Raw genomic sequence first — 22475 nt, forward strand, 5'->3', positions numbered from 1 at the left:
CGGGTCAGTTCTTCTTGATGTTCCAGTACACCTGCGCCCCGCCAGGCACCAGGCCCGAGATGTTCTTGCGCAAGGCGGCCGGGTTGAAGTACTGTCCCAGCGGCACGTGCGAAGCGGTTTCCATGGCGCGCAGTTGAATCTGCTCGGCCATCTGCTTTTTCTGGGCATCGGTGGTCGCTTGGGCAAACTTGACCTTCATGTCCTCGATTGTTTTGTCATCCTGCCAACCGAACCAGCCCTTGTCACCAGCGACGTTCATCATGGCCATGGTCAAGGGGTTGAGGATGTCGCCCGCTGTCCAGGCCGTCATGAAAGCGTTCCAGCCGCCTTGCGCTGGGGCATCCTTTTTGGCGCGGCGTGCCACCAACGTGGCCCAGTCCATTTGCTGCATGTCGACCTTGAAGCCGGCAGCTTCGAGTTGCTGCTTGGCCACCAGTGGCAGTTTGGCGATCGCGGCCAGATCGGTCGGGCGCATCAACACCACAGGGGTGCCGTCATAACCAGCCTCTTTGAGCATCTGCGCTGCCTTTTTGGGGTCGGCTGTCCCGTTGAAGAGACCGGTCTTGTCACTGGCAAAAGGGGTACCGCATGGGTACATGCTCTTGCAGAACGTGAACATGCCGGGCGCACCGACTTGCGTCTTCAGGTGCGCCTCCTGACCCAGCGCCACCATGGCCGCCTGGCGAATCTTCACGTTGTTGAATGGGGCATGCAGGTGGTTGAAGCGGAAGATGAACTGCAAACCAGCGGGCTGTGCATCGACCAATTGAATGTCTTTTTGGGCCTTGAGCGAGGAGTACTGCTCAAAAGTGGGTTGCTCGACGATATCGACTTCGCCGGCCACCAGGGCATTGAATTGGGTTTGGGGGTCGCGGATGATGACCCACTCCACACGGTCAACAAAGACCTGTTTGCCCCCCGTGGTACCATCGGGTGCTTCGGTGCGGGGCTTGTATTTGTCGTTCTTTTCGTAGACCAGACGCTCGCCGGGTTTGTATTCGCCGGGCAAGAATTTGTAGGGGCCAGAACCGATGTGTTCCTTGATTTGCTCGGTGCCCGGTGTGGCGGCGATGCGTGCAGGCATGATGAACAGCACATTGGATGAGGGCTTGCCCAGTGCTTCCAGCATCACGCCAAAGGGCTGCTTGAGCTTGATGACAAAGGTCTTGGCATCGGGTGTGGCGTAGCTGTCCACGTTTTTGGCCAACACGCCGCCAAAGCTGTCTCGGCTGGACCAGCGCTTGATCGAGACCACCACATCTTCACTGGTGACTGGCTTGCCGTCATGGAACTCCAGTCCGTCACGCAGGGTGAAAGTCCAGCTCAGGTTGTCCTTGCTGACGTTCCATTTGTTCACCATCTGCGGTTTGACCTTGCCTGCCAGATCGGTGCCGAACAAGGTGTCATAAATCATGTAACCATGGTTGCGCGTGACAAATGCCGTGCTCCAGATGGGGTCCAGGATCGTCACGTTGGCGTGCGGTACCACCTTGAGGGTTTTACCTTGGGCTTGAGCGCCCATCGGGGCCAACAGGGCGGCGGCCAATGTGGCCATGGCAAACAGGGAACGACGTTTCATGATTGACTCCAGTCAAAAAGGGGGACACTGTGTTTTACACCAAAGCACTGTAAAAAAACCAACAGGCTTCATTCTTTTGGTGGCATTGAGCCATTCGGTGGACAGAACTTGTCTTGTGCGCCAATCACCGGGCAAGTGTCATGCCCTGAGCCGTCAACGCGATCACCCGGTTTTGAAGCACCCGGTTCAATTTTGCTGCCAGGGCAGGCCGCGATAGCGCCAACCGCCCGTTTGGCCGCGGTGCGCCTGCGCGTCCGGGTCGCCCTCAAAGCCTTCGAGGATGTTGTAGGCCTGCAAGCCCAGCGCGGTGGCGCGTTGAGCGGCGGCAATCGAGCGCACGCCACTGCGGCACAGCAGCACCAGTTTTTTGCCCCCCGCACCCACGGCTTGCACGCCCGCGTCAAAGTCGGGGTTCATGGCCATGCCGGGCCACTGCTTCCAGGCCAAGGCGTGCGCGCCGGGCACAAAGCCTACCCAAGCGCGCTCGGCATCGCTGCGCACGTCCACCAATTCGGCCTCGCCCGACTGCACCCAGTCCCAGGCCTGCTCGGGCGAGACATCGCCGGCATAACCGTTGGCAGCGACGGGTTGGGAGGAGGCGGATGAGGTCATGGCGCGTGGTCCTGGTTGGGTGCATCAATCGGGTCTGAATCATAGCTTTGTGCACCCCAGCCCTGCATCGCACGGCTGTCAGTGACAGGACAGGCTGCAGCGGCTAAGATGCGGGTTTTGGTTGACGTTTACGTCAACGTCAAAGCCCGAATCAAAAACCGCTTGCTACCGGAGTCGCCCCCATGACCGATCTGTCCGCCGAATTCAAAGCCTTGGCCGAATACCGCCCCACGAACAAGGTGCGTTTTGTCACCGCCGCCTCTTTGTTTGACGGCCACGACGCGGCCATCAACATCATGCGGCGCATCCTGCAAAGCATGGGGGCCGAAGTGATCCACCTGGGCCACAACCGCTCGGTGGACGAGGTGGTGACCGCTGCGCTGCAAGAAGACGCGCAGGGCATCGCCATCAGCTCTTATCAGGGCGGGCACAACGAATACTTCACTTACATGGCCGAGCTGCTCAAGGCCCGTGGCGGCGAGCACATTCAGGTGTTTGGTGGCGGCGGCGGCGTGATCGTGCCGTCCGAGATCCGCATGCTGGCGGAGCATGGGGTGCGCATTTTCAGCCCCGAAGACGGCCAAAAAATGGGCCTCGCCGGAATGATCGGCGAGATGGTCATGCGCTGCGACAAAGACGTGAGCCCGCTGGCACCGAAAGATGTGGCCGCGATTCAGGGCCACGGCGAGATGAACTGGCGTGCTTTGGCCCAGTTGATCACGGCGCTGGAAAACGACAAGGCCGACGCGGGCGTTGTCAAAGCCGTGCGTGAGCAGGCTGCAAGCCAAAAGGTGCCCGTGCTGGGCATCACCGGCACCGGTGGTGCAGGCAAGTCCTCGCTGACCGACGAACTGATCCGCCGCCTGCGCTTGGACCAAAACGACGCGCTGCGCGTGGCCGTCATCTCGATCGACCCGTCTCGCCGCAAGAGCGGTGGCGCTTTGCTGGGCGACCGCATCCGCATGAACGCGATTTCACCTTGGTCGCAAGGACCGCGCGTGTTCATGCGCTCGCTGGCCACGCGTGACTTTGGCTCCGAAATTTCTGCCGCCCTGCCCGACGTGGTCGCGGCCTGCAAGGTGGCAGGCTTTGACTTGATCGTGGTCGAGACCTCGGGCATTGGCCAGGGCGACGCGGCCATCGTGCCGCATGTGGACGTGCCCATGTACGTGATGACGCCCGAGTTCGGCGCGGCCAGCCAGCTCGAGAAGATTGACATGCTGGACTTTGCCGAGTTTGTGGCGATCAACAAGTTTGACCGCAAAGGCGCCAACGACGCCCTGCGCGACGTGGCCAAGCAGGTGCAGCGCAACAAAGAAGCCTGGACCGTTCCCACCGAGCAGATGCCGGTGTTTGGCACCATGGCCGCGCGCTTCAACGATGACGGCGTCACAGCCCTGTACCAAGCCCTCAAGGCCCGATTGGCCGAGCTGGGCATGAAGACCACCGAAGGCCGTTTGCCTGTGGTCAAGGTGCGCTACAGCACCCACCAAAACCCCGTGGTGCCGTCTTCCCGCACCCGCTACCTGGCCGAAATCAGCGACACGGTGCGCGGCTACAAAAAGCGCGCCATCGACCAGTCGCGCCTGGCCCGGGAGATTCAGCAACTGCGCGCTGCGGCCCGCATGCTCGAAGTGGGCAAATCCGGTCGCGCCAAGGCCGCCGAAGCCGCGATTGACCTGGCCGTGAGCCGCGAGCAAACCCAAGACCCCACAGCCCGCAAGCTGCTGGCCCAGTGGCCCGACATGCAAAAAGCCTATGCGGGCGACGAGTACGTGGTGAAGATCCGTGACAAGGAAATCCGCACCGCGCTCACCACCAAATCGCTGAGCGGCACGACCATCCGCAAAGTCGCCCTGCCGCAATACGAAGACGATGGCGAAGTGCTCAAGTGGTTGATGCTGGACAACGTGCCCGGCAGCTACCCCTACACAGCAGGCACTTTTGCCTTCAAGCGCGAAGGCGAAGACCCGACCCGCATGTTCGCCGGTGAAGGCGACCCCTTCCGCACCAACCGCCGCTTCAAGCTGGTGTCTGAGGGCCTGCCCGCCAAGCGCCTGTCCACCGCGTTTGACTCGGTCACGCTGTACGGCAACGACCCCGACCTGCGTCCGGACATCTACGGCAAGATCGGTAACTCGGGTGTGAACGTGGCCACGCTGGACGACATGAAGGTGTTGTATTCGGGCTTTGACCTGTGCAACCCCACCACATCCGTGTCGATGACCATCAACGGCCCCGCACCGTCGATCCTGGCCATGTTCATGAACACGGCCATCGACCAGAACCTCGACAAATTCAAAGCTGAAAACGGCCGAGAGCCCACCGAGACCGAGGCTGCCAAGATCAAGGCATGGGTCTTGGCCAATGTGCGCGGCACGGTGCAGGCCGACATTCTGAAAGAAGACCAGGGCCAAAACACCTGCATCTTCTCGACCGAGTTTTCGCTCAAAGTCATGGGGGATGTGGCGCAGTATTTTGTGCACCACGACGTGCGCAATTTCTACTCGGTGTCCATCTCGGGTTACCACATTGCCGAAGCGGGCGCCAACCCGATCAGCCAGCTGGCCTTCACGCTGAGTAACGGCTTCACCTTCGTGGAAGCGTATTTGGCGCGTGGCATGCACATCGACGACTTCGCGCCCAACTTGTCGTTCTTCTTCAGCAACGGCATGGACCCCGAGTACACCGTCATGGGCCGTGTGGCACGCCGCATCTGGGCCGTGGCCATGAAAGAGAAATACGGCGCGAACGAACGCAGCCAAAAACTCAAGTACCACATCCAAACATCGGGCCGCTCGCTGCACGCGCAAGAAATCCAGTTCAACGACATCCGCACCACGCTGCAAGCGCTGATTGCGATTTACGACAACTGCAACAGCCTGCACACCAACGCGTTTGACGAAGCCATCACCACGCCCACCGCAGACTCGGTGCGCCGCGCCATGGCGATCCAGATGATCATCAACCGCGAATGGGGCCTGGCCAAAAACGAGAACCCGAGCCAGGGCGCCTTCATCATCGAAGAGCTGACCGAGTTGCTGGAAGAAGCCGTACTGGCCGAGTTCGAGAAAATCGCCGAACGCGGCGGGGTGTTGGGCGCGATGGAAACCGGCTACCAGCGCGGCAAGATCCAAGACGAGTCCATGCACTACGAAATGCTCAAGCACACCGGCGAGCTGCCCATCATCGGCGTCAACACCTTCCGCAACCCCAAGGGAGACGAAGTCATGGAAACGCTGGAGCTGGCCCGCTCGACCGAGGAAGAAAAGCAGAGCCAACTTAAGCGCCTGAACGACTTCCACGCCCTGCACGCCGCCGAATCACCCTCCATGCTCAAGCGTTTGCAACAAGCAGTGATCGACAACGGCAATGTGTTCGAGGTGCTGATGGACGCGGTGCGGGTCTGCTCGCTCGGCCAGATCACCAACGCGCTGTTTGAGGTGGGTGGGCAGTACCGACGCAATATGTGATCCATCCCTGCCGTACCTGAAGGCACCGACCTACTGATACCCTCGTAGGTCGGGCCTTTAGGGTTCGACAGCAAGCCCACTGAACCTCAAAAGTTCACCCGATCCCCGCCCTTGAGCGCCAGCATGCTGCGCGCCTCATCGGGGGTGGCCATTTCCAGATTCAGGGCTTCCCGCACGGTGCGGAGGCGCTGGACCTGCTGAGCACTGGACTCGGCCAATTTTCCAGGGCCGATCCACATCTTGCGTCGGACGGCCATCCACCGGGTCGCGGGCATGCAGGTGCAAGATGACCGCGCCCGCCTCGGCGGCGGCAATGGCCGCATCGGCGATCTCGTCGGCAGTCACCGGCAAATGCGGCGACATGCTGGGGGGTGGATGGCTCCGGTGGGGGCGCAGGTGATGATGACTTTGCGGGCTTGGCGCATGAATAGGCTCCTGAAAGGGCTTCCCCGATAGAGCAGGGACATGCCGCGCAGCTTGCCCGACCCGCAAGCACGGCGAGGTCACTAAGACAACAAGCGCACAGCCAGGTCATACCCTGGCCACGCGATTGCAGCAAAATGGCCAAGACGCACCCTGCATGGGGTGTGCAACACTGCCCGACACACCGTCCAGGAATCCTATGCAGCACCTGCCGCCGTTCATCGCCCCCTCCGAACACCACGATGCCGACAGCGCCTTGGCGCAAATCCAGCACATCTACCAGCACAGCGTGAACCACCTGCGCCAGGCCATGCGCGAGTTTGTCGCCGGGGCGGACATGGCAGGCACGCGGGTTCGGGCGTTTTACCCTTTTGTGCGGGTGCAGGTCACCAGCGCCAGCCGCAAAAGCGCTGGGCTGGACAGCCGCTTGAGTTATGGCTTCGTGGCCGAGCCGGGCCGCTTTGAAACCACCCTGACCCGGCCGGACCTGTTTGCTTTTTACATCTGCCAGCAGTTGAGGCTGCTGCTGCAAAACCACGGTGTCAGCCTGCAGGTGGGCACCAGCAACCAGCCGATTCCGATCCACTTTTCTTTCGCCGACGACGAGCACATGGAAGGCAGCCTGAGCCGAGAGCGCCAGGCCCTGATGCGCGAAGTGTTTGACCTGCCCGACTTGGCCGCCATGGACGACGGGATTGCCAACGGCACGCACGAACCTGCCGCCTCCGAGGCCAAGCCGCTGTCGCTGTTCACTGCGCCGCGCATCGACTATTCACTGCAGCGCCTGCGCCACTACACCGGCACCTCACCGCGCTGGTTTCAGAACTACGTGCTGTTCACCAATTACCAGTTTTACATCGACGAGTTCATTGCCTTGGGTCGCGCCGAAATGCAAAACCCGGGCAGCGAATACATCGCCTTTGTCGAGCCCGGCAACATGGTCACGCGCCGCTTGGGCTTGCCTGCCGAAGAGGTGGACGCCCTGGGCCAAACACCGCCGCGCCTGCCGCAAATGCCGGGCTACCACCTGGTGCGCAAGGGTCACAGCGGCATCACCATGGTCAACATCGGCGTGGGGCCCGCCAACGCCAAGACCATCACCGACCACATTGCCGTGCTGCGCCCGCACGCCTGGCTGATGCTGGGCCACTGCGCGGGTCTGCGCACCACGCAGCAGCTGGGCGACTACGTGTTGGCCCACGCCTATGTGCGCGAAGACCATGTGCTGGACGAAGAGCTGCCGCTGTGGGTGCCGATTCCGGCGCTGGCCGAGATTCAGGTGGCCCTGGAAAAAGCCGTGACCGAAGTGACCGGCTGCGAGGGTGCCGAGCTCAAACGCTTTATGCGCACGGGCACGGTGGCCAGCACCGACAACCGAAATTGGGAGCTGCTGCCGGACAACAAGCCGCAGCGGCGCTTCAGCCAAAGCCGTGCCGTGGCGCTCGACATGGAAAGCGCCACGATTGCCGCCAATGGTTTTCGCTTTCGGGTGCCCTATGGCACGCTGCTGTGCGTGAGCGACAAACCCCTGCACGGCGAGATCAAGCTGCCTGGCATGGCCAACCACTTTTACCGCGAACGCGTCAACCAGCACCTGCAAATCGGCATCCGCGCTGTCACCTTGTTGCGCGACGCGGGCCCTGAACAGCTGCACAGCCGCAAGCTGCGCAGCTTTGCCGAAGTGGCGTTCCAATAAGACGCTCCGGCGTCACGTTATTCCCCTTTTTTGTGACACAGTCCAACCATGCACATCCTCTTCATTGCCGACCCCCTCGCGTCCTTCAAGATTTACAAGGACACCACGTTTTCGATGATGCGCGAAGCGCAAAAACGCGGCCACCAGGTGGTGGCCTGCCAGATGACCGATGTGCGTTGGCAGCAAGGCGAGGCCGTCTCGGCCCAGGTGCGCGACATCACCCTCACAGGACAAGCCGACGCCTGGTTCACCCAAACCGCCACGCGCCGTGCCAACTTGAAGGACTTTGACGCGGTCATCATGCGCACCGACCCGCCTTTTGACAGCGAATACTTTTACGCCACCCACCTGTTGGGCCAGGCCGAACGCGAAGGCGCCAAGGTCTTCAACAGCCCGGCCGCTTTGCGCAACCACCCCGAAAAGCTGGCGATTCTGGAATTTCCGCAGTTCATCGCGCCGACCCTGGTCACCCGCAGCGAAGCCGACATCCGGGCCTTTCATGCCGCGCATGGCACCATCATCTTGAAGCCTCTGGACGGCATGGGCGGCACGGGCATCTTCAAGGTGGGTGCTGACGGCCTGAATTTGGGCGTGATCATCGAAACCCTCAACCGAGGTGGTGCACAAACCGTGATGGTGCAAAAGTTTTTGCCCGGCATCGCGCAAGGCGACAAGCGGGTGCTGTTGATCGGCGGCAAGCCCGTGCCCTTTTGCCTGGCACGCATTCCGCAAGGCGGTGAGGTGCGCGGCAACCTGGCAGCGGGCGGCAAGGGCGTGGCCCAACCGATTTCAGCGCGTGACCGCGAAATCGCTGAAGCACTGGGCCCCATCTTGATGGCACGCGGCCTGATGCTGGTGGGCCTGGACATCATCGGTGAGAGCCTCACCGAGATCAACGTGACCAGCCCGACCTGCTTTCAGGAAATCACCGACCAGATGGGCTGCGACGTGGCGGCGCTCTTCATGGATGCGGTGGAAGCGGCGCTTTAAAGCCTCAACCTGCAGGTTGAATCACCGCTGCGGCTTCAAACCACCGCCCTCAAAGGTGTAAACCCGCTCCGGCTCAAAGGCCACCCAGCTTTCATCGGTGGTCAGCGGCTGCGTGACCACCACAGCCACCCGGTCGGTCTCGTGGGTGTGCTCGGCAAAGTTCATGCTCAGGTCTTCGTCGCTGAGCGTGGCACGGCTGAAGGGGTGTTGACGCAAGACATAGTGCAAGTGGGTGCTGGCGTGCGCCCACAGCGCCTGGCCGTTGGACAGCAAAAAGTTGAACGTGCCCTGTCTGGCGATCTGCGGCACCAGCTCGCGCAGGGTGCAGCTGAGCTCGTGCACGCTGGGCACGCTGGCGTGTGACTTGGCCAGCTCTTGCATGAGCCAGCAAAACGCCAGTTCGCTGTCGGTCTGGCCCACGGGTTTGAAGCTGCCGTGCAAGCGCGGCGCAAAGTCCACCAGGTTGCCGTTGTGCGCAAACACCCAGTAGCGCCCCCACAGTTCGCGCACAAAGGGGTGGCAGTTTTCCAGGCTCACTTCACCCTGCGTGGCCTTGCGGATGTGCGCAATCACGTTTTGGCTTTTGATCGGGTAACGCCGGATCAGCTCGGCCACCGGCGAGCTGCTGGCGCTTTGGTGGTCCACAAAGTGGCGCACGCCCTGCCCTTCAAAAAAGGCAATGCCCCAGCCGTCTCCGTGGTGGTCGGTGTGACCGCCGCGCTGGGCAAAACCGCTGAAGCTGAAGGTCACATCGGTCGGGGTGTTGGCGTTCATGCCGAGCAGTTGGCACATGGTTCAGTCCTTGGCGGGTGAGGCGACAGGCTCGGCCATTTTCCAGGACGCCAGCAAAGCCAGGGCAGTCATGGTGGCCAGAAACACAAAGGTCTCGTTGAAGGCGCGCAAATCGGCACGGCCCGGATGGCTGGCCGTGAGGGCGTACACCGCCAGCCGCCACTCCAGCACGATGGCGCAAATGCTCACACCTGCTGCGCCGCCCAGCATGCGCACGAAGCCAATCACACTCGACGCCTGCGGGATCAGGTCCTTGGGCAAACCCCGCAAAGCCCCCAGGTTGAGCGAAGGCAAGATGAAGCCCAAACCAATGCGCCCGAGGATGACCAAAATCCAGAGCAAGGCCAAACCCGCCGCCGGGTGGACCAGGGGCATGAGCGCAAACGACAGCGCCAGCAAGCCCAAGCCCCAACTCACCCAATGGGCGGGCGGCATGCGGTGCGACAAACGCCCCACCGTTGCAATGGTCACGGCCAACAAGATGCCTGCTGGCAACAAGGCGGCACCGATGTAGGACGGCGACAGGTCCAGTCCCATCTGCATGTAAACCGGCAACAAATACGTGGAGCCAAACAAGGCGATGCCGTAGGTGAACGACACCAGCGCCCCCATGGCGAAATGGCGGTGGCCAAAGACCTGCAGGTTCATGAGCGGGCCACGCCGCACCCGGGGGACTTGGCGCAAGGACTTGGCTTTTCGGCCTGAAGTTGCTGATCGCACACGTCGGCCAGGCCGCAGCAAATGCCGCTGCCAAGCCACAAACACCGCCATGCCCAAGCCTGCCAGAACCAGCAGGGCCACGGCCACCGTGTTATCGTCACCGCGAAGCTGCACCAAGCCGTTGAGCAGCATCAAGGTGGAAACACTGGCCAGCGCCAGCCCGATCCAATCCAGCCCCGGGCTATCGGCATCGGCCTGCACACCGCCCGGGGCCGAGGTGGGCACGTAGCGGCGCGACAACCACAGCGCCACCATGGCCAGCGGCACCACCATGAAAAAAATCGAGCGCCAGCCAAACACATCGACCAGCACGCCGCCAATGCTGGGGCCAATGGCCGGAGCCAGCACCACGCCCATGCCAAACAAGCCACTGGCGCGGCCCTGCTCTTCGGACGCAAAAGCGCGCAAGATGATGATGGCGGGAATGGGCTGCACCACGCCTGCGGCCAAACCCTCGGCCACGCGTGCGGCCATGACCAGCGGAAAATCGTTGGCCAAGCCCCCCACCACACCGCCCCCCAACAGCAGCCACATGCACACCTCGTACACCCTGCGGTAACCATAGCGCGACAGCAGCCAGGGCGTGGTGAGCATGGACACCGTCATGGCGACCATGAAGCCCGAGGTGACCCACTGCACGCGGCTTTGGCCCAAAGTGAAATGCGTGCTCATGTCGGGGATGGCCACATTCAGGATGGTGGACGACATGACCGCCGCCATGGAGCCCAGCATCACCGACAGCAGCAGCAACCAGCGGTGCCGCTCGCCATAACGCGCTTGCAGCGCCTGCAGGCTGTGCGGGCCTTGGGCCTGGGTCATGCGCGACCCGCCTGCAAAGCGTCTTGCGATGTGTCTTGGGACTTGGCCGCACAGCTCGCGCAAATGCAGGCCTTGTTGCGCGCCGCCTCGGGCACCTGTTTCAGCAAATCGGCGCTGAAGGGCACCCGCGTGCACCAGCAAGGGCCGGATACCGCCTGGCCCGGCGTCGCCATGGCGCAGGCATTGGGCTGGCCACACAAGGGGCAGCGGCAAGGGTCTAGGGCAGGCTGCGTCATGGTGGAGGGGATCATTCCTTGGCTTGACGGCGTCGCTGCGCGTCACGCCACAGGCGAATGGCCAACACCACCAAGGGCGTGGTGTGCAAGAAGAAGTCAAAGATGTCGATGGGTTTGCTCAAAGTGCCATCCAAAAGCATGCGCCATTTTTCGGTCAAGTGCGGCTCGGGCACAAAGGGGGCCCCCGCCAAGTACAGGGCGATGCCCACCAACCACAACATCGGAATCCGGTCTATCCAGCGCATGGCGCTCTCCTCAAAACGCCTATTTTCAGGCATACGCGATGGCGTCCCTTAGGGTCTGCACAGCCTGCACCATCCTAGGAGCCCACCCTGTGGGCGATGGGCGTGGCACACGCCCTCAAGCCTTCGCCCATGGGGTGGGATCTTACAAAGCGGCATGTGCCGGGGAGTGGCCACAACCCCTTCAAACAAAACGGCTCCCGAAGGAGCCGTTTCTTGAAGTGTCAGACCGCGTCCGACGCCAGCGTGTTCAGGCCGCTTTGACCTTCAAACGCCAGGCGTGCAGCAATGGCTCGGTGTAGCCGCTGGGTTGCGCCTTGCCCTTGAAGACCAGATCGCAAGCCGCTTTATAGGCCGCCGACTTGGCGAAGTTACCGGCCATGGGCTGGTAAGCCGCGTCGCCCGCGTTTTGCGCGTCCACCACAGCGGCCATGCGCTCCATCGTGGCCTTGACTTGCTTTTCAGTCACCACGCCGTGCTGCATCCAGTTGGCCATGTGCTGGCTGCTGATGCGCAAGGTGGCGCGGTCTTCCATCAGGCCCACACCGTTGATGTCGGGCACCTTGGAGCAGCCCACGCCTTGGTCCACCCAGCGCACCACATAACCCAAAATGCCTTGGGCGTTGTTGTCGAGTTCCTTTTGCTTGTCTTGGGCCGACCAGTTGGCGGCGTCTTTGGCCACCACGGGGAACTGCAACAAAGCGTTGAGGGTGTCTTCGCGCAATTGTTTCGGGTCAAGCTTTGCCACGGCCTTTTCCATTTGTTTTTGCAGCGCAGGCACGTCCACTTGGTGGTAGTGCATGGCGTGCAGCGTGGCGGCAGTCGGGCTGGGCACCCAAGCGGTGTTGGCACCGGCCATGGGGTGGCCAATTTTGGCCTTGAGCATGTCGGCCATCAGATCGGGCATGGCCCACATGCCTTTGCCGATCTGGGCGCGACCGCGCAGGCCGCAGGCCAGGCCCACATTGACGTTGTTTTTTTCGTAAGCACCCAACCAGGTGCTGTTCTTGATGTCGCCCTTGCGCATGACGGGGCCGGCCAGCATGCAGGTGTGCATTTCGTCGCCGGTGCGGTCCAAAAAGCCGGTGTTGATGAAGGCCACGCGACTCTTGGCAGCGGCAATACAGGCCTTGAGGTTCGCGCTGGTGCGGCGCTCTTCGTCCATGATGCCCAGCTTGACGGTGGAAGGCTTCATGCCGATGACTTTTTCGACGCGGCCAAACAGCTCATCGGCGAACGCGACTTCGGCCGGGCCGTGCATTTTGGGCTTGACAATGTAAACGCTGCCGGTGCGGCTGTTGCGCAGGGGGTGCGAAGACTTTTTCTGCAGGTCCACCAAAGCGCAGGTCACGGTGATCATCGCGTCCAAAATGCCTTCAGGGATCTCTTTCATGCTGCCGTCGGCGGCTTTGTAGAGGATGGCGGGGTTGGTCATCAAGTGGCCGACGTTGCGCACGAACATGAGCGAGCGGCCGTGCAACTTGACGGTGCCTTTGCCCCCGGCAGCTTGACTGCCGGTTTTCGCGTTCGCTTTGGTGTACTCGCGGTCCGGGTTCATGGTGCGGGTGAAGGTCTTGCCGCCCTTTTGCACTTCTTCGCTCAGGCTGCCTTGCAAGATGCCCAGCCAGTTCTTGTAGGCCAGCACTTTGTCGTCAGCGTCCACCGCCGCCACCGAGTCTTCCAGGTCGAGGATGGTGGACAGCGCGCTTTCAGCGATCAGGTCGGACACGCCAGCGGGATCGGTCTTGCCGATGGCGGTGGTCTTGTTGATTTGCAGGTCGAGGTGCAGGCCGTTGTGCACGAACAGGACCGATGCCGGGGCTTTGGCGTCACCGGTGTAGCCCACGAATTGCTTGGCATGATGCAGCGAAGTGCTCTTGCCATTGGCCAGGGTCACCACCAGCTTGCCCGCCTTGACGGCGTAGCCCTTGCTGCCCACGTGAGAGCCCTTTTTGAGGGGCGCGCAGCGGTCGAGCACGTTGCGGCAGTAGTCGATGACTTTGGCACCGCGCTGGGGGTTGTAGCCCGTGCCTTTTTCGCAACCATCGGCTTCGCTGATCGCGTCAGTGCCATACAGCGCGTCATACAAGCTGCCCCAACGGGCGTTGGCCGCGTTCAGGGCGTAGCGGGCGTTCAGGATCGGCACGACCAACTGAGGGCCCGCCAGCTTGGCAAGCTCGGCGTCCACATTGGCGGTGGTGGCTTGGGCGTTTTTGGGCTCAGGCACCAAGTAGCCGATTTGGCTCAGGTATTGGCGGTAGGCCTTCATGGCCTTGCCTGCGGCCACCGGCCCGGGGTTGGCGGTGTGCCACTGGTCCATGGCGGTCTGGATGCGGTCGCGCTCGGCCAGCAAGGCGATGTTTTTCGGGGCCAGGTCGGCCACGATGTCGTTGAAGCCTTGCCAAAACTTGGCTGGGTTCACGCCGGTGGCGGGCAGCATCTGGTCGTTGATGAAACTCAGCAGTGGGTTGGCCACTTGCAGGTTGTGAATCGCGGTGCGTGCAGTCATGGGAGCCTCGAAAGCATGTTGAAAAACGGGGGGTATCTTGGATTGAATGGGAACCTCAGGGGGAGACCCATGCGTCTGTTGCGCTTGAAAGGACTTTATTCTAAGTTTGGATGCAGATAAACACGCTCTAAAGCCATAAACCCATGACTTTTTTGCACAAATCAGGTGTTGTTTAATCGTGTCATGACCAGCATTCAAGTCCCGGAGGTCCTGATCAGCGAGGTCGGCCCGCGCGATGGCCTGCAATCGGTCAAGGCCACCATGGCTACGACCGACAAGCTGCGCTGGATCGACGCGCTGGCCGCAGCCGGTCTGCGCGAAATCGAAGTGGCCTCTTTTGTGCCCGCCCAACTTCTGCCGCAAATGGCCGACGCCGCGCAGGTGGTGCAGCACGCGCTGCGCCACACGGGCGTGCGCATCATGGCGCTGGTGCCCAACTTGCGCGGCGCGCAGGCCGCCCTGCAGGCCGGGGCGCAAAAGCTCACCGTGCCCGTTTCGGTCAGCCCCGCGCATTCCCTGGCCAATGTGCGCAAAACGCCTGAAGCCATGGTCGACGAAGTGCGGGCCGTCTTGCGCCTGCGCGACGAGTTCGCGCCCGGCGTGCCGGTCGAGGTGGGCATGTCCACCGCCTTTGGCTGCACTTTGCAAGGCCCCGTGCCCGAAGACGATGTGCTGCGACTGGCCCGTTTGCTCGCAGAGGCTGGCGTGGACGAAATCGGCCTGTCGGACACCACCGGCATGGCCAACCCGGCGCAGGTGCGCCGACTGTTCAAACGCCTGTTCCAGGAAATCGGTCCGCTCACAGGCGCCGCCCACCTGCACAACACCCGGGGCCTGGGCCTGGCCAATGCCCTGGCCGCTTACGAGGCGGGCGTGCGAACCTTCGACAGCTCGCTCGGCGGTCTGGGCGGTTGCCCTTACGCGCCGGGGGCTTCGGGCAATGTGGTGACCGAAGATCTGGTGTTCATGTTTGAGGCCATGGGCGTGTTCACCGGGGTCGATCTGAGCCGGCTCATGGCCGCCCGCGCGCCACTCAAAGCCGGGCTGCCTGGTGAGCCGTTGTACGGCATGACCCCAGAGGCAGGTTTACCCAAAGGCTGGCCCTCGGTTTTGTAGGAGCCCACCCCGTGGGCGATGGTTTGATGGGCATAGGCACCCCATCGCCCACGGGGTGGGCTCCTACAAAGACAGCAGCAATCCAACAAAATTCTGAAAAATTCCAAACCTGAACCCGCATAATCAGCCCGCATGGACAAGCTCAAAGCCTTCGAAACCTTTGTCTCGGTTGCCACCAAGGGCAGCCTGACCGGTGCGGCTCGGGCTGAAGGCGTGGCCCCGGCCATCATCGGCCGCAGGCTCGATGCGCTGGAAGAAAACCTGGGTGTGAAGCTGCTGGTGCGCACCACGCGGCGCATCACCCTCACACACGAAGGCAGCGCATTCTTGGAGGATTGCCAGCGCTTGCTCTCGGATGTGGCCAATGCCGAAGCCAGCGTGTCGGCGGGCGGCGTCAAAGCCAGTGGGCATTTGCGCATCACCGCCCCGGCCGGGTTCGGGCGCAGGCATGTCGCCCCTTTGGTGCCGCGCTTTCGCGAACTGCACCCCGAAGTGTCGATTTCCCTGAACCTGAGCGACCGTGTGGTGGACCTGGCTGCCGAGGGTTTTGACTGCGCCGTACGCGTGGGCGACCTGCCCGACTCCTCGCTGGTGAGCGTGCGCATGGCCGACAACCGCCGCCTGTGCGTGGCGACCCCAAGCTATTTGGCACGGCGCGGCACACCCGCACAACCCTCGGACTTGCTGCAACATGACTGCCTGACCCTGTCGAGCGACGCTTCGCAAACCCGGGGCTGGGCCTTTCGCAACCCCACGGATGGCGGGCACGAGGTGGTGCACCTGCGGCCGGGTGGGCCGCTCGACTGCTCGGACGGACAAGTGCTGCACGACTGGTGCCTGGCCGGTTACGGCATTGCCTGGCGCAGCACCTGGGAAGTGGAAAGCGAAATCCGCTCGGGCCAGTTGGTGGCTGTACTGGAAGACTTTGCCGCGCCGCCCAACGGCATCTATGTCGTGTTTCCGCAGCGCAAGCACTTGCCGCTGCGCGTGCGGCTCTGGATCGATTTCGTCAAGCACCACTATGCCCAAGCGGATTACTGGCAGTCCTGAGCTCATTGACCCCAAATGCGCACGGCCGTGCGTTGCAATACCGCTTGCTTTGAGGTGCACCCCGTAAAATCGCGGCCTATGCTTTCTGCCAAACAACATTTGCTCACGGCCTTGGCCGCCGAGCTTGAAAAACTCCAAACCGGCGCGGGTGCGCGCGCGGCCTTTGAATCGCCCAAAGTGGCCTCCCATGGCGACCTGGCCTGCACCGCCGCGATGCAGCTGGCCAAAGCCCTCAAGCAAAACCCCCGGCAGCTGTCTGAAACCCTGCGCAGCGCCTTGTTGGCCACCCCCGCTTTCGAGCGCTGGGTGGACGCCATCGAGATCGCCGGGCCCGGCTTCATCAACATCCGCCTCAAAGACGCGGCCAAGCAAGCCGTGGTGCACGAAGTGTTGCAAGCGGCCGAGTGCTTTGGCGATCAACCTGCAAAACCAGACAAGGTGCTGGTCGAATTCGTCTCGGCCAACCCCACCGGGCCGCTGCATGTGGGCCACGGCCGACAAGCCGCCTTGGGCGACGCGATTTGCAACCTGCTCGCCACGCAAGGCCAACAGGTGTACCGCGAGTTTTATTACAACGACGCGGGTGTACAGATTGGCACGCTGGCCAAGAGCACGCACATGCGTGCCATGGGGGTCAAGCCCGGCGATCACAGCTGGCCCACCGACCCCGAGAACCCCGAAAGCAAAGCCTTTTACAACGGCGACTACATCCAGGACATCGCGGGCGACTTTCTGGCAGGCAAAACCGTTCAGTCTGACGACCGCAGCTGCACGGCCAGCGGTGATGTGAATGACCTGGACGGCATGCGTGAGTTCGCCGTGGCCTATTTGCGTCGCGAGCAAGACTTAGACCTCAAAGCCTTTGACGTTCGCTTTGACAACTACTACCTGGAGTCGAGCCTGTACACCAGCGGCAAGGTCGATGCCACCGTGCAAAAGCTCAACGAAGCAGGCAAGACCTACGAACAAGACGGCGCCCTGTGGCTCAAGTCGACCGACTACGGGGACGACAAAGACCGCGTCATGCGCAAGCGCGACGGCTCATTCACCTACTTTGTGCCCGATGTGGCCTACCACATCGCCAAATGGGAGCGCGGCTTTGGCCGTGTGGTGAACATCCAGGGCACCGACCACCACGGCACGATTGCCCGTGTGCGCGCGGGCCTGCAGGCGGCCAATGTCGGCATTCCCGAGGGCTACCCCGACTACGTGCTGCACACCATGGTGCGTGTGATGCGCGGCGGCGAAGAGGTCAAGATCTCCAAGCGTGCGGGCAGCTATGTGACGTTGCGCGACCTGATCGAGTGGACCAGCAAAGACGCGGTGCGTTTCTTCCTGCTCTCGCGCAAGCCCGACACCGAGTACATCTTCGACATCGACCTGGCGCTGGCGCAGAACAACGACAACCCGGTGTTTTACGTGCAATACGCGCACGCACGCATTTGCTCGGTGCTGGCGGCCTGGGAGGACAAGGACGGCGGCGACACTGCCACACTGGCCCACACCGATCTGTCGCCGCTGCAAAGCCCGCAAGCACATGCGTTGATGCTGGCCCTGGCCAAGTACCCAGAGATGCTGACTTCGGCTGCCAGCGACTTTGCTCCGCACGATGTGACCTTCTACCTGCGCGAGCTGGCTTCGCTTTACCACAGTTACTACGATGCCGAGCGCATTCTGGTGGACGATGAAGGCATCAAGAAAGCGCGTCTGGCGCTGGTCGCGGCCACAGCGCAGGTGTTGCGCAATGGCCTGAAGGTGTTGGGCGTCTCGGCACCACAAACAATGTAAATGGACTGGTCATGCAATTGAAAACCCAACACGGCGGTACTTTTTTAGGCTTCATCCTTGGCTTGGTATTGGGCCTGGGCGTGGCCTTGGGCGTGGCGATTTATGTGACCAAGGTGCCCACGCCTTTCTCCAATAAAAATCAGCCCCGGACCAATGCACAGGATGTGCAAGAAACCGAAAAGAACAAGGACTGGAACCCCAACAGCGTGTTGCAGCCCAAGGCTCCGGCCGAGCCACCTGTTGCACCCAACGCCAGCCAGCCAGCCACAGAAGCCCCCGCCGCTGCGGCCGACGCGTCCAAACCCGTGCCCCGACCCACAGTGACCGCTGACCCACTGGGCGATTTGGCCAAAACCAAATCGGGCCTGAGCACAAGTGCTGCGCCGCCCGACCCAGCAGACCCCTTTGACTACATTATTCAAGCGGGCGCTTACCGCACCAACGCCGATGCCGACGCCCAAAAAGCCAAGTTGGCGATGCTGGGCCTGGACGCCAAAATCTCCGAACGCGACCAATCCGGCCGCCTGGTTTACCGTGTCCGGATGGGGCCGTTCCGTGACAAAAACAGCGCAGAACGCATTCGTCTTCAGCTCGAAGCCAATGGCATCGAAAACATCTTGGTTCGCGTTCAACGCTGACCCCCATCCACTTTTCCAAGGGAGCTTTCATGAAACGTCGACTCTTTTCTACCGCCATGTTGTCCATGGCCGCCTGGCTTGGCAACGCCTCCGTCTGGGCCCAGCAGGCCATGCGCTCCGGCAAAGACTACATCACCCTGGAGCGCCCGGTGCCGACCGAAGCTGGTACCGGCAAGATCGAAGTGCTGGAGTTCTTTTGGTACAGCTGCCCCCACTGCAACGCGTTTGAGCCCGCTTTTGAGCAATGGGCTAAAAATGCCCCCAAGGATGTGGTGGTGCGCCGCGTTCCGGTGGCCTTTCGGGACGATTTTGTGCCCCAGCAGCGCCTTTACTACACGCTCGAAGCGATGAATTTGCTCGAAAAAATGCACATCCGCGTGTTCACCGCCATTCATGGCGAAAAACTCATGCTCAACAGCGACGCCACCGTGCTGGCTTGGGCAGAAAAACAAGGCATTGACAAGGCCAAGTTTGCCGAGACCTACAAATCATTTGGCGTCGCCGCCAAAGCCAAAAGGGCTGTTCAGTTGCAAAACGATTTCAAGATTGAGGGCGTGCCCTCATTGGGTGTGGCCGGTCGCTACTACATCGACGGCACCCTGGCGGGCAATATGGACCGTGCCCTGAAAGTGGCCGATGCACTGATTGCCCAAACCCGTCAAGGTCGCTAAGCCGGGGCCGCAGGTCTCTTGGGTCGGCCCACAGGCAGATCACCCGCCAGCACATCTGCTGGCGGGTTTTATTTTTTTCAGGCGGTCGTTTGCCGGGCTTGTGCCATGAACGGGCACGACTTGCACCTACAATGACGGCGTCAACAGCAAGATTCATGCCCCACATCAAACTCTCCCACCAGCCCCGCCCTGCAAGGGCGATTTTGGCGCTGTGCATCAGCCTAGTGGTCTGGCCGTGCTTGGCAGAAAAAGCCGATCGCGACAAACCCATGCAGATCGAAGCTGACAGCATGCGACACGACGAAGCCAAGTTGCTGACCCAGTTCACAGGCAAAGTGTTGGCCACCAAGGGCACACTGATCATGCGTGGGGCCAGGATGCAAGTTCAGCAAGACGCTCAAGGCAGGCAAGTGGCCACATTGTGGGCGGCCCCAGCCGAGCGCGTTTTTTTCAGGCAAAAACGTGAGGGGCTCAACGAATACACCGAAGGCGAAGCCGAAGAGGTCACCTACGACAACCAGACTGACATCGTGACCCTGATGCGTCGTGCCGAGGTGCGCATCCTGCGCGGCACCGAAGTGGCCAACCAGCTTCATGGCCACAGCATCGTGTTCAACAACAGCACCGAAGTGGTGACTGTGGATGGTCAAACTGCTCAAGCTGCAGAGCAACGCACTCGCGCCACGCTGGTGCCACGGGTCAAATCATCGGCGGCTGAAGCCACTGTGACGGGGCCGACCTTGCGCTCCAGCCCCAGCACCGTGCCAGCACAAAAGCCATGATTCAGACAGAAGACAACAGCCGCCTGCAAGCGCGCCACCTGAAGAAAGCTTACGGCAGCCGAAAAGTGGTGCACGACGTGTCGGTGCAAGTGGACAAGGGTGAAGTGGTGGGTCTGCTGGGCCCCAACGGCGCGGGCAAAACCACTTCTTTTTACATGATCGTGGGCCTGGTTCGGGCCGATGGCGGGCAGATTTTGATCGACGGCGAAGACGTCACCCGCATGCCCATCCACAAGCGCTCGCGCATGGGCTTGTCGTATTTGCCGCAAGAGGCGTCCATCTTTCGCAAGCTCTCGGTGGCCGACAACGTGCGCGCCATTTTGGAGCTGCAAACCGACGCGCAAGGCCGCGCCCTGAGCAGCGCCGATGTGGAAAAACGCCTGACCGAATTGCTAAACGATTTGCGGGTGGACCACCTGCGCGACTCGCCGTCGGTGGCCTTGTCAGGCGGTGAGCGTCGCCGCGTGGAGATTGCCCGCGCCTTGGCCACTGACCCGCGTTTCATCTTGCTGGACGAGCCCTTTGCCGGTATCGACCCGATTGCCGTGATCGAGATTCAGCGCATCATCGCCTTTCTCAAAGAGCGCGGCATTGGCGTGCTGATCACCGACCACAACGTGCGCGAGACGCTGGGCATTTGCGACCACGCCTACATCATCAGCGAAGGACGTGTATTGGCCGAAGGCACGCCCGAAGAGATCGTGGCCAACCCCGAGGTACGCCGGGTGTATCTGGGCGAACACTTCAGGATGTGATGAACACCCCACGCGTCCGCAACCTGAGCGCACAGCCATGAAACCCGGCCTGTCGCTTCGCATGTCACAGCACCTGGCGCTCACGCCCCAGTTGCAACAATCGATCCGCCTGCTGCAACTGTCCACCCTGGAGCTGTCACAAGAAGTTGACCAGATGCTGGACGACAACCCCTTTTTGGAGCGCGCCGAAGAAGAAGCGCCCGCCGAAGCGTTTGGCCTGGACCAAGCCGATGCCCACGTCAGCTTGGGCGACCGGGTGAGTGAAAGCGCCAGCACATCCAGCAGCAGCGACGACAGCCCCAGCGAAACCCGCGACGAAGCGGTGACCGACGTGGCCGAAAGTTGGGACGGCGACGGCAGCGTGGACATGCGCCCCGACGACAGCGAGTGGGGCGGCGACGCCACACCGCGCCAAAACAACGGCGAAGAAACTGCCGACGCCATCGACCTGGCCCGCAGCAGTGGCTCGCTGACCGACTTTTTGCACCGCCAGGCCTTGTCGCTGCGCCTGTCCGAACTTGACCGTGCGGCGCTGCGCTTTTTGATCGAGTCGCTGAATGAAGACGGCTACCTGACCGACACCTTGCCCGAGTTGGCCGCCAGCCTGGCAGGCACCGATGACTTTGAACAAATCGACGAACTGGTGCACCGCTTCACCGTGGCGCTGGGCTTGCTGCAATCGCTCGAACCCGTGGGCGTGGGCGCGCGCGACCTGGCCGAGTGCCTGCGCATCCAAATCAAAGCTTGGCTGAAAGACGAACCCACTCACGAAGTGGCCCAAGCGGCGCTCACCATCTGCGCCCAGCCGCTGGAAATGCTGGCCAAACGCGACTTCAAACGCTTGGCGGTGGCCTGCGGCCTGAGCGAAACCGTGGTCAAAGCCGCCATTCCCTTCATTGCCCGGCTCGAACCCAAGCCCGGGCGTCCCTTTGCGCTGGCCGAGCAAAACATCATCATCCCCGATGTGCTGGTGGTGAACACCAGCAAGACGGGCACAGCCAGGTTCCGCATCCTGCTCAACCCCGATGTGATGCCTAAGCTGCGCGTGCATGACATTTACGCCAACGCCCTGCGCGGTGGCAAGGGCGACAACCACGCGGGTTTACAGCAGCGCCTGCAGGAAGCGCGCTGGTTCATCAAGAACATCCAGCAGCGCTTTGACACCATTTTGCGCGTGTCCACCGCCATCGTGGAGCGGCAGAAAAACTTTTTCACGCACGGCGCGCTGGCCATGCGCCCACTGGTGCTGCGCGAAATCGCCGACGAGCTGGGCATGCACGAGTCGACCATCAGCCGTGTGACCACGGCCAAGTACATGGCCACGCCGCAAGGCACTTTTGAGCTGAAGTATTTCTTTGGCTCAGGCTTGGGCACCGACAGCGGCAGCGCCGCATCGAGCACCGCCGTGCGGGCGCTCATCAAACAATTTGTGGCCGCTGAAAAACCCGCCAAACCGCTGTCTGACAACCAGATATCCGAGATGCTGAAAGAGCAAGGCATCGACTGCGCCCGCCGCACGGTGGCCAAGTACCGCGAAGCCCTGAAGATCGCCCCTGCCAACCTGCGCAAAACCCTGTGAAAGTA

Annotated in this window: 19 protein-coding genes and 1 pseudogene; 11 read left to right on the plus strand and 9 right to left on the minus strand. The window is 61.8% G+C overall.

Annotated features, from left to right (window positions below; genetic code table 11):
• Positions 1-4: 4 nt before the first annotated feature.
• Together HEQ17_RS11985 and HEQ17_RS11990 are read right to left on the minus strand one after the other, a co-directional pair.
• A complete protein-coding gene (locus HEQ17_RS11985) occupies positions 5-1579 on the minus strand; it encodes an ABC transporter substrate-binding protein (protein ID WP_296292955.1) in 1575 nt (524 codons plus the stop codon).
• 186 nt (positions 1580-1765) lie between these two features.
• Positions 1766-2191, minus strand: a complete 426-nt coding sequence (locus tag HEQ17_RS11990; protein ID WP_296292956.1) for a rhodanese-like domain-containing protein — start codon at positions 2189-2191, stop codon at positions 1766-1768.
• 182 nt (positions 2192-2373) lie between these two features.
• Between HEQ17_RS11990 and icmF the strand changes: the two genes are divergently transcribed.
• Positions 2374-5664, plus strand: coding sequence for a fused isobutyryl-CoA mutase/GTPase IcmF (icmF, locus tag HEQ17_RS11995; RefSeq protein ID WP_296292957.1), 3291 nt, complete (start codon positions 2374-2376; stop codon positions 5662-5664).
• A gap of 86 nt (positions 5665-5750) precedes the next feature.
• Here the strand turns inward: icmF and HEQ17_RS12000 are convergent, their stop codons facing one another.
• Both HEQ17_RS12000 and HEQ17_RS12005 read right to left on the minus strand, forming a co-directional pair.
• Positions 5751-5987: a 3-keto-5-aminohexanoate cleavage protein gene (locus tag HEQ17_RS12000; protein ID WP_366938064.1), complete on the minus strand. Its 237-nt coding sequence runs from the start codon at positions 5985-5987 to the stop codon at positions 5751-5753.
• Positions 5902-6089, minus strand: a pseudogene (locus HEQ17_RS12005) (3-keto-5-aminohexanoate cleavage protein); the annotation flags it as partial. The gene HEQ17_RS12000 and the pseudogene HEQ17_RS12005, both read right to left, overlap by 86 nt.
• A gap of 197 nt (positions 6090-6286) precedes the next feature.
• Between HEQ17_RS12005 and HEQ17_RS12010 the strand changes: the two are divergent.
• Both HEQ17_RS12010 and gshB read left to right on the plus strand, forming a co-directional pair.
• A complete protein-coding gene (locus tag HEQ17_RS12010; protein ID WP_296292958.1) occupies positions 6287-7783 on the plus strand; it encodes an AMP nucleosidase in 1497 nt (498 codons plus the stop codon).
• 48 nt (positions 7784-7831) lie between these two features.
• Positions 7832-8773, plus strand: a complete 942-nt coding sequence (gshB, locus tag HEQ17_RS12015; protein ID WP_296292959.1) for a glutathione synthase — start codon at positions 7832-7834, stop codon at positions 8771-8773.
• Between the two features lie 21 nt (positions 8774-8794).
• Here gshB and HEQ17_RS12020 read toward each other — a convergent pair whose 3' ends face one another.
• The 5 genes from HEQ17_RS12020 to HEQ17_RS12040 all read right to left on the minus strand — a co-directional run bounded on the left by HEQ17_RS12020 (position 8795) and on the right by HEQ17_RS12040 (position 14091).
• Positions 8795-9565 carry a class II glutamine amidotransferase gene (locus tag HEQ17_RS12020; RefSeq protein ID WP_296292960.1) on the minus strand — a complete coding sequence of 257 codons (771 nt, stop codon included), beginning with the start codon at positions 9563-9565 and terminating at the stop codon, positions 8795-8797.
• A 3-nt stretch (positions 9566-9568) separates the two neighbouring features.
• A complete protein-coding gene (locus HEQ17_RS12025) occupies positions 9569-11104 on the minus strand; it encodes an MFS transporter (RefSeq protein WP_296292961.1) in 1536 nt (511 codons plus the stop codon).
• Positions 11101-11355 carry a cysteine-rich CWC family protein gene (locus HEQ17_RS12030; RefSeq protein WP_296292962.1) on the minus strand — a complete coding sequence of 85 codons (255 nt, stop codon included), beginning with the start codon at positions 11353-11355 and terminating at the stop codon, positions 11101-11103. The genes HEQ17_RS12025 and HEQ17_RS12030 overlap by 4 nt, the downstream gene beginning before the upstream one ends.
• A complete protein-coding gene (locus HEQ17_RS12035) occupies positions 11352-11585 on the minus strand; it encodes a hypothetical protein (RefSeq protein WP_296292963.1) in 234 nt (77 codons plus the stop codon). Before HEQ17_RS12035 ends, HEQ17_RS12030 begins: the two co-directional genes overlap by 4 nt.
• A 247-nt stretch (positions 11586-11832) precedes the next feature.
• The gene (locus HEQ17_RS12040; RefSeq protein WP_296292964.1) at positions 11833-14091 is read right to left on the minus strand and encodes a malate synthase G; all 2259 of its coding nucleotides are present in this window, start codon (positions 14089-14091) and stop codon (positions 11833-11835) included.
• 183 nt (positions 14092-14274) lie between these two features.
• On the opposite strand from HEQ17_RS12040, the gene HEQ17_RS12045 reads away from it, so the two are divergent.
• From HEQ17_RS12045 to HEQ17_RS12080, 8 genes are all read left to right on the plus strand, one after another.
• Entirely contained in the window at positions 14275-15207 is a 933-nt protein-coding gene (locus tag HEQ17_RS12045; protein WP_296292965.1) for a hydroxymethylglutaryl-CoA lyase, read from the plus strand.
• Positions 15208-15339: 132 nt separating this feature from the next.
• Positions 15340-16257 carry a LysR family transcriptional regulator gene (locus HEQ17_RS12050; RefSeq protein ID WP_296292966.1) on the plus strand — a complete coding sequence of 306 codons (918 nt, stop codon included), beginning with the start codon at positions 15340-15342 and terminating at the stop codon, positions 16255-16257.
• Between the two features lie 78 nt (positions 16258-16335).
• Positions 16336-18045: an arginine--tRNA ligase gene (gene argS, locus HEQ17_RS12055; protein WP_296292967.1), complete on the plus strand. Its 1710-nt coding sequence runs from the start codon at positions 16336-16338 to the stop codon at positions 18043-18045.
• Between the two features lie 11 nt (positions 18046-18056).
• A complete protein-coding gene (locus HEQ17_RS12060) occupies positions 18057-18683 on the plus strand; it encodes an SPOR domain-containing protein (RefSeq protein WP_296292968.1) in 627 nt (208 codons plus the stop codon).
• A gap of 29 nt (positions 18684-18712) precedes the next feature.
• The gene (locus tag HEQ17_RS12065; RefSeq protein ID WP_296292969.1) at positions 18713-19354 is read left to right on the plus strand and encodes a thiol:disulfide interchange protein DsbA/DsbL; all 642 of its coding nucleotides are present in this window, start codon (positions 18713-18715) and stop codon (positions 19352-19354) included.
• Positions 19355-19509: 155 nt separating this feature from the next.
• Complete coding sequence (gene lptA, locus HEQ17_RS12070) at positions 19510-20136, plus strand: lipopolysaccharide transport periplasmic protein LptA (RefSeq protein WP_296292970.1); 627 nt, start codon at positions 19510-19512, stop codon at positions 20134-20136.
• Positions 20133-20891: an LPS export ABC transporter ATP-binding protein gene (gene lptB / locus HEQ17_RS12075; protein ID WP_296292971.1), complete on the plus strand. Its 759-nt coding sequence runs from the start codon at positions 20133-20135 to the stop codon at positions 20889-20891. The genes lptA and lptB overlap by 4 nt, the downstream gene beginning before the upstream one ends.
• Before the next feature lie 37 nt (positions 20892-20928).
• A complete protein-coding gene (locus HEQ17_RS12080; RefSeq protein WP_296292972.1) occupies positions 20929-22470 on the plus strand; it encodes an RNA polymerase factor sigma-54 in 1542 nt (513 codons plus the stop codon).
• Positions 22471-22475: the final 5 nt, after the last annotated feature.

Origin of the sequence: Limnohabitans sp. (assembly GCF_023910625.1) — a bacterium.
Lineage (GTDB): Bacteria > Pseudomonadota > Gammaproteobacteria > Burkholderiales > Burkholderiaceae_C > Limnohabitans_A.